Origin of the sequence: Pseudoalteromonas sp. TB51, assembly GCF_000498055.1 — a bacterium.
In the GTDB taxonomy this organism is placed as follows: domain Bacteria; phylum Pseudomonadota; class Gammaproteobacteria; order Enterobacterales; family Alteromonadaceae; genus Pseudoalteromonas; species Pseudoalteromonas atlantica.
Map to the genome: position 1 here is coordinate 1 of NZ_AUTO01000062.1, position 6,239 is coordinate 6,239.

8 protein-coding genes and 1 other annotated feature are annotated in these 6,239 nt (G+C 37.1%); of the genes, 6 read left to right on the plus strand and 2 right to left on the minus strand.

Translation table 11 applies throughout. The features are described from left to right. The first annotated feature begins 169 nt into the window (after positions 1–169). Together L650_RS0102255 and L650_RS0102260 are read left to right on the plus strand one after the other, a co-directional pair. Positions 170–1,324: a zonular occludens toxin domain-containing protein gene (locus L650_RS0102255; protein ID WP_085065402.1), complete on the plus strand. Its 1,155-nt coding sequence runs from the start codon at positions 170–172 to the stop codon at positions 1,322–1,324. Between the two features lie 86 nt (positions 1,325–1,410). Further along, the gene (locus tag L650_RS0102260) at positions 1,411–1,596 is read left to right on the plus strand and encodes a hypothetical protein (RefSeq protein WP_029772034.1); all 186 of its coding nucleotides are present in this window, start codon (positions 1,411–1,413) and stop codon (positions 1,594–1,596) included. Here the strand turns inward: L650_RS0102260 and L650_RS0102265 are convergent. Beyond that, positions 1,589–1,825: a hypothetical protein gene (locus tag L650_RS0102265; protein WP_029772035.1), complete on the minus strand. Its 237-nt coding sequence runs from the start codon at positions 1,823–1,825 to the stop codon at positions 1,589–1,591. The two genes, L650_RS0102260 and L650_RS0102265, sit on opposite strands and share 8 nt — an antisense overlap. A gap of 336 nt (positions 1,826–2,161) precedes the next feature. Between L650_RS0102265 and L650_RS23495 the strand changes: the two genes are divergently transcribed. The 3 genes from L650_RS23495 to L650_RS0102280 all read left to right on the plus strand — a co-directional run bounded on the left by L650_RS23495 (position 2,162) and on the right by L650_RS0102280 (position 3,495). After that, complete coding sequence (locus tag L650_RS23495) at positions 2,162–2,572, plus strand: hypothetical protein (protein WP_085065403.1); 411 nt, start codon at positions 2,162–2,164, stop codon at positions 2,570–2,572. A gap of 1 nt (position 2,573) precedes the next feature. Then, positions 2,574–2,927: a hypothetical protein gene (locus tag L650_RS0102275; RefSeq protein ID WP_029772036.1), complete on the plus strand. Its 354-nt coding sequence runs from the start codon at positions 2,574–2,576 to the stop codon at positions 2,925–2,927. Positions 2,928–3,096: 169 nt separating this feature from the next. Further along, a complete protein-coding gene (locus L650_RS0102280) occupies positions 3,097–3,495 on the plus strand; it encodes a hypothetical protein (RefSeq protein ID WP_128081036.1) in 399 nt (132 codons plus the stop codon). Between the two features lie 208 nt (positions 3,496–3,703). Here the strand turns inward: L650_RS0102280 and L650_RS0102285 are convergent, their stop codons facing one another. Further along, positions 3,704–4,906, minus strand: a complete 1,203-nt coding sequence (locus L650_RS0102285) for an IS256 family transposase (protein WP_029772037.1) — start codon at positions 4,904–4,906, stop codon at positions 3,704–3,706. A 74-nt stretch (positions 4,907–4,980) separates the two neighbouring features. Between L650_RS0102285 and L650_RS0102295 the strand changes: the two genes are divergently transcribed. Then, a protein-coding gene (locus L650_RS0102295) for an IS3 family transposase (protein ID WP_223230517.1) occupies positions 4,981–6,200 on the plus strand; the annotation gives its coding sequence in 2 pieces (ribosomal slippage) (positions 4,981–5,269 and positions 5,269–6,200; 1,221 coding nt in all). After that, positions 5,259–5,375: a sequence feature (AL1L pseudoknot), on the plus strand. It overlaps the preceding gene by 117 nt. Positions 6,201–6,239: the final 39 nt, after the last annotated feature.

A 6,239-nucleotide genomic window follows, 5' to 3' on the forward strand; every position in this document is an offset into this window, starting at 1 on the left:
CCGCCGCAATTTATATCAGGTGGTATTAGTCAATTTAGTAGTGCTATTCCTGCTGATGTTGGTTACTTACTCGGTGCAACTGGTTTTGATGCTGCTTTGGGTATCATCGGTATCGGCTACACTTTCCGTCTAACTAGAAAAGTTTTAACTTTATTCCAGTGGTAAAAATATGATTATATTTCACGAAGGTTTGCCCGGCTCCGGTAAAAGTTATGAAGCACTCGTTAAACATATAATTCCCAGCTTACAAAAAGGGCGTAAAGTCTATGCCCGTTTAAATGGTTTTAACCACGAAAAAGTAAGTGAATTGACTGGTAAAACAGTTGATGAACTAAAGGATTTATATACGGAAATAACAGAGGAGCAGGTTCACACTGTTTACGATTTGGTAGAAAATGACAGCTTACTTGTGCTTGATGAGCTACAAAACTTTTTCCCAAGTGGCCGACAAAAATTATCTGATGAAATGACACAGTTTATCGCTGAGCATAGGCATAGGGGTATGGATATTATCTGCATGGGTCAAGCTCTTGCAGATTGTCACACTACATGGAAACGCCGAATTGAACGTAAAATTACATTTTTAAAATTATCTATGTTGGGCATGGATAAAAAATATAAATGGGAAATGTACCAAGGTTCAATTAATGGCGCTAAAGGCGATGTTGTATTTAAAAAAGTAAAGTCTGGTACAGACACTTACGACAGCAAATATTTTGGTTCATACCTTAGTCACCAACAAACAACGGGTAATACTGACGTTTATAGTGATGACCGTGTGAATATATTCAAAACTAAACAGTTCATGTTTTATATACCAATATTTATTGGTGTTATAGCTTTTGCTCTTTATTACTTAGTAGGTTTTTTTAATGGTGATTCTCAAGTTGTTAAGCAGCCGGTTAAAGAACCTATTAACGGGCCCGTTGCAAAAGTTGAAAGTAGGGAGCAAATACAAACCCCAATTAAGCAAAAACCTAAAAGTGCTAAATCTGAAAATACTCCTGTTCGCTATAGTTCAGACCCATATGAAAATATAAGGCAGACCATACAAAATAACTCTGCACTTATAACTTACGAAGAAATTTACAAAGGGCGTGTTGTTGATTTATTACTGGTTATTGAAAACTCAAATAAACAGATACTTGATAAATTCACCCGTGATGAATTGTTGATGCTTGGTTATCGTTTAAAGAAAAGCACTCTAGGTATTGAGGCATTTAGAGGGGATACTTTGGCAGCAGTTTTCCGTTATAAACCAATAGGTAAAATATTTAATAATATCCCTGACGAATCTTACCAAGATTTATACACCCAAGAATAAACGCCAGAACCTACGCTTTTCAACTTGTTGAAACCGTAGGCTGGCGTTTAAATATTCACAAATCAGATGCCGTCACTGGTGACACTATGACTAGAAATCAAAAGTACGAACAAAAGCAAAAAGGAAAAGGGTTAAAAAAAATAATCCTTTGGATACCTGATGACTCAGAAATTGAGATAAAACAGATGGTAGAGTTTTTAATTGATAACCCTGACCATATACCTTTTATGGCTCGCAGTATCATAACTGGCCGCATGAAAAAGGCTATTTAATTAGATTGTCGAAAGCTTGCTTAAAATTATCAATAGCATCGTTTTTATTATCAAGTTCATTACCCAATCGGTAATTATCAGCCTTTAAATTACTAATTTCCGTTTGTGTTTTTTGATATTCGAGTATTAAAAAATCAATTAACTTAGTCGAAGTATTAATATTTAGCCTATCCTTTAGGCGTTCAAGTTCATTAATAACTTCATCATTTGGGCGGTATGTAATAGCCATTTTAGTATCCTTTGCAATCATAATGAACAGCCAGGATAAACCGGCAGAGTAAATTTTGCAATCAAAACCACATAGTAAAGCCAGGCGAAAACATACATTTTGCAATCAAATGTGCCAGCATTTTTATGGCGCAGCCATGTAGACCGCACATTCATATTAATTTAGCATTGCTGTTCATCGGTCGTAACCAAGCGCAGCGTAAATCATTTATTTAGTTACACATAACCCGCGCTTGCGCCCTTGATAAACAATTACGGAAATTCAGATAATGACGAACCTGAGATTAACACCTAAATCAAGTTCTCATTGTGATTTTTAATAAAGGAGTAAATCACAATGGGAAACTTTAAATTGCAATTTTTGTCATTATTCGGTTATGACTATGCAAAAGGAGCTAAAGAATTAGGTGTTAGTGAACGTCAGGTAAGGCGGTACGTGAAAGCAAATAAAGCATCTAAACCAATCGAGAAATTGATCTCAATTATTCACCGCGGTTACTTACCTCCGACTGGCCCGTGGGCGGATTGTAGAATTTCCTATCACGACAACACAATGTCCACACCTTGGGGCAAAGTTAAACCATCCGATGTTCAACTAGTTCACCGATACAAATGGTCAGCAAGGAAATCTGAAAATATGTACAAAACACTTAAGGAACAATATAAAACACAAGATGTATATTTATCTGACCTACAAAACCAACTTTTAGATATAATTGGTGAAATCTCAGAGCGCACAGGGAGTTAGTATGAATAATTTAAAAATTCTTATAATAATATTTATTGTATTATCGGTAGCTTTATTTTTTGCAAATAAATTACGCACTAAATCAACTAATTTAAACAGTTTTGAAAACATACCTAAAGAGGAAACTTTTTCATACAACTTAGAGGTTGCTATGGAAAAACATAAAAAGGAACAAGGTGAGCAACTACATAAACTTCGAGACGCCTATATAGAAAGTTTAAAAAATAAATATGGTGAAGAAAAATTTCAAGAGCTACTTGGTGTATGTGATTTATTTACTAATTTATATGTAAATAATAGAACCAAGGAAAATGAATTAAAGTATGTTGAAGCTTGCGACCCTATGTACCACTAATGCCAAACTGTCAATGTAGACAGTAGCACTAACCAATTAATAAAAAAGGGCTTTTCGCCCTTTTCTTTAATATTACGTACCGTAATTTATGGGTTGTGTATTTAAAGTTGTAAAATCACATACAACCTTGTATGTTTTAAATACTGTTAATTATTTAAAGGAATAAAAAGTGACTACTTTCAAAATATTGACGTTTTTCATATTTTTCACCCTATCCATAAGTAATGTGTTTGCAAATAGCTCAACATCTTCATATTTAAAAAATGAAATTAATGAAGCCCATAAAGCTTATTTGTTTAATGATACTGCCACCGGTTTATATGCATTGAACTCACTAGCTCGTTTATTAGAGTTTATTGGCCCAGATGAGCTTTCAATTGAAGGAACAAACTTAAACCTTGCTTTAACTTACTTCCGAATTGGTCTATTACATGAAAAAAATAGTGATGGACTACTTAAAAATAAGTATTTTTCACAAGCAATAGTGCTAGCTCCAAATTCAAAGGAAATTTTAACTAGTGACTTTCGCACCCTAGTTGATAAACTTGATAAAAATTTTAGTGAATGAAATATTTTATAGGTAACAATTTGTCGATACTAAATAATTATTTTATGGAAAAGAAACCGTGATATTATATTTCACAAAGTCATTATATAAATAGTAAAGCTAATTATTAAGGTATTAATAATTAGCCTTTTAAATTAAAAATCACACAAGATCTTATGATTATCCTAAATTAGTGAGGGCGTTCAGAATTCTGTGTCAGCCTAAGTTGCTAAATATCTAGCACACCATCTAACCTACCTTCGAAGTGGATGGCCAATTGCGACAATGTCAGATTCCAATTATGGATTGGCATTGTCCATTTCTTCGAGGCATTTAATATGCCTGTATACAATAATTTCATCAAGCTGTTTTCATTAGGGAATGCTCCCTTAGTCTTGGTGAGTCGTCTAAACTGGCGATGTACAGCTTCAATTGCATTTGTGGTATAAATAGCTTTACGCACGTAATCTGGATACTTGAAGTAAACCGACAGATTGCCCCACTTACGACGCCAAGACTCGATAATGATAGGGTATAACTTGCCCCATTTGGCATCTAACTCGGTAAGAGCGGCTTCTGCTGCATCTTTAGTGGCAGCCTTATAAACGGGTTTCAAGTCAGTCATAAACTCTTTTTGGTGCTTTGAAGCAACATACTTCATCGAATTACGAATTTGATGAATAACGCACTCCTGTACTTCGGCGTCAGGATAGATTGTTGCTATTGCTTCAGGGAAACCTTTTAGTCCATCAACACAGGCAATTAAAATATCGGATACACCACGATTATGTAAATCTGTTAATACTGATAACCAATAGTTAGCCCCTTCACTTTCAGAGACATATAAACCAAGTAACTCTTTGCGGCCCTCGATATTGACACCTAGTACGGTATAAATAGCCTTACTCACGTAGCGCCCATTTTCTTTAATCTTATAATGAATGGCATCAAGCCAGATAAACGGGTAAAGCGTGTCTAAGCTGCGCGCTTGCCATGCTTTAAGCTCTGGTATCAGTTGGTCTGTTACGGCAGTGATGGTGGCCTCTGATACTTCAACGCCATACATATCCTGTATGTGGCCTCGAATATCTCGGTAGCTCATACCTAAAGCAAACATAGATAGAATTTTCTCATCAATTTCAGGCGTTAACTTGGTTTGGTTCTTTTTAACAAGCTGAGGTTCAAACGAACCTGAACGGTCTCTGGGCGTTTCAAGTTCGAATTGACCTATGGATGACTTAACTGTTTTTTTGGTTGAACCATTTTTACGGTTAACTTCGGTCTCAGATTCTAAATGCTGCTCTAATTCAGCTTTAAGAGCCGCTTCGGTGAGTTGTTTGATTAATGGTGTTAGAACACCGTCTTCGCCAGTAAGACCTTTACCAGCTTGAAGTTCAGCTAATGCTTTGCTGAAGTCGAAAGATTGAGTCATGTGTCACTCCTGTTTTCTTAATAATGAATCGCCCCGTGTTTGCCAGAGACTCAATAACTTGAGAAACTGGAACTATGAAAAAATCAAATCGCTATACATCAGAATTTCGTGAACGTGCAATTAGGCTTGTTACCACACAACAGCATGAATACCCTTCTCTTTGGGCTGCGCTAGTATCGATTTCAGATAAACTGGGATGTACCCCAGAAACACTTAGAGCATGGGTCAAGAAATCTCAAGCTCAACCGTCTAAACCCTCTTCTAATACGCAATCAACTGAAGAACGCCTTGCCGTCTTAGAGCGCGAGAATAAAGAGCTCAAGCGAACGAATGATATCCTGAGGCAAGCTGCCGCTTTTTTCGCCCAAGCGGAGCTCGACCGCAAACAGAAGTAATAGTGGATTTTATTGATGCTTGCAGAGAGCATTACGGTGTCGAGTCAATTTGCAAGGAATTGCCGATTGCACCATCAACGTATTATTCTCATAAACAGATACAAAGAGAGCCTGAGCGACTGTCTAACCGCAAAAAGCGTGATGCTGAGCTGATAATACTCATTCGCGAAGTGTGGGAGGATAATATGTCAGTTTATGGTGCAAGAAAAATATGGAAGCAGCTACAGCTTGACGACCATCAAGTCGCCCGCTGTACAGTCGAACGATTGATGCGAGTTATGGGAATTCAAGGTGTTCGTCGGGGTAAAGCACATAAGACAACGATACCTGACGAGCAACAAGATAAGCCACTTGATTTAGTTAATCGTCAATTTACTGCTGAGCAGCCAAATCAACTTTGGGTAGCTGACATCACCTATGTTGCCACATGGAGTGGGTTTGTTTATGTCGCTTTCGTGATAGATGTTTTTTCACGATACATTGTAGGTTGGCGTGTATCAACGACAATGCACACAGAGCTTATTCTTGATGCGTTAGAGCAAGCTATTTGGCATCGTGGCAACCCCGAAGGGTTAATTCACCACAGCGACAGAGGCAGCCAATATTTGTCTATACGATACACTGAGCGACTTGCTGAAGCTGGAATTCAAGCGTCTGTAGGCAGTGTGGGTGACTCTTATGACAATGCATTGGCTGAAACAATAAATGGATTATTTAAAACAGAGATTATTCGCAGAAATGGCCCGTGGAAGAATGTTGATGCTGTTGAATACGCAACGTTAGAGTGGGTCAATTGGTTTAATAATCAACGCTTATTATCTTCAATTGGGTATATTTCACCAGCTCAATATGAAACAGACTACTATGATAATTTAAACGAGTCAGGTAAAGTGGCCTGACTTAAACAAACTGGTCTCCGATGAACTCGGGGCGATTCA

Coding starts and splice junctions, on each gene's coding strand:
- L650_RS0102285 (WP_029772037.1), bottom strand. CDS start 4,906: ATGACTCAATCTTTCGACTTCAGCAAAGCATTAGCTGAACTTCAAGCT.
- L650_RS23495 (WP_085065403.1), top strand. CDS start 2,162: ATGGGAAACTTTAAATTGCAATTTTTGTCATTATTCGGTTATGACTAT.
- L650_RS0102275 (WP_029772036.1), top strand. CDS start 2,574: ATGAATAATTTAAAAATTCTTATAATAATATTTATTGTATTATCGGTA.
- L650_RS0102265 (WP_029772035.1), bottom strand. CDS start 1,825: ATGGCTATTACATACCGCCCAAATGATGAAGTTATTAATGAACTTGAA.
- L650_RS0102260 (WP_029772034.1), top strand. CDS start 1,411: ATGACTAGAAATCAAAAGTACGAACAAAAGCAAAAAGGAAAAGGGTTA.
- L650_RS0102255 (WP_085065402.1), top strand. CDS start 170: ATGATTATATTTCACGAAGGTTTGCCCGGCTCCGGTAAAAGTTATGAA.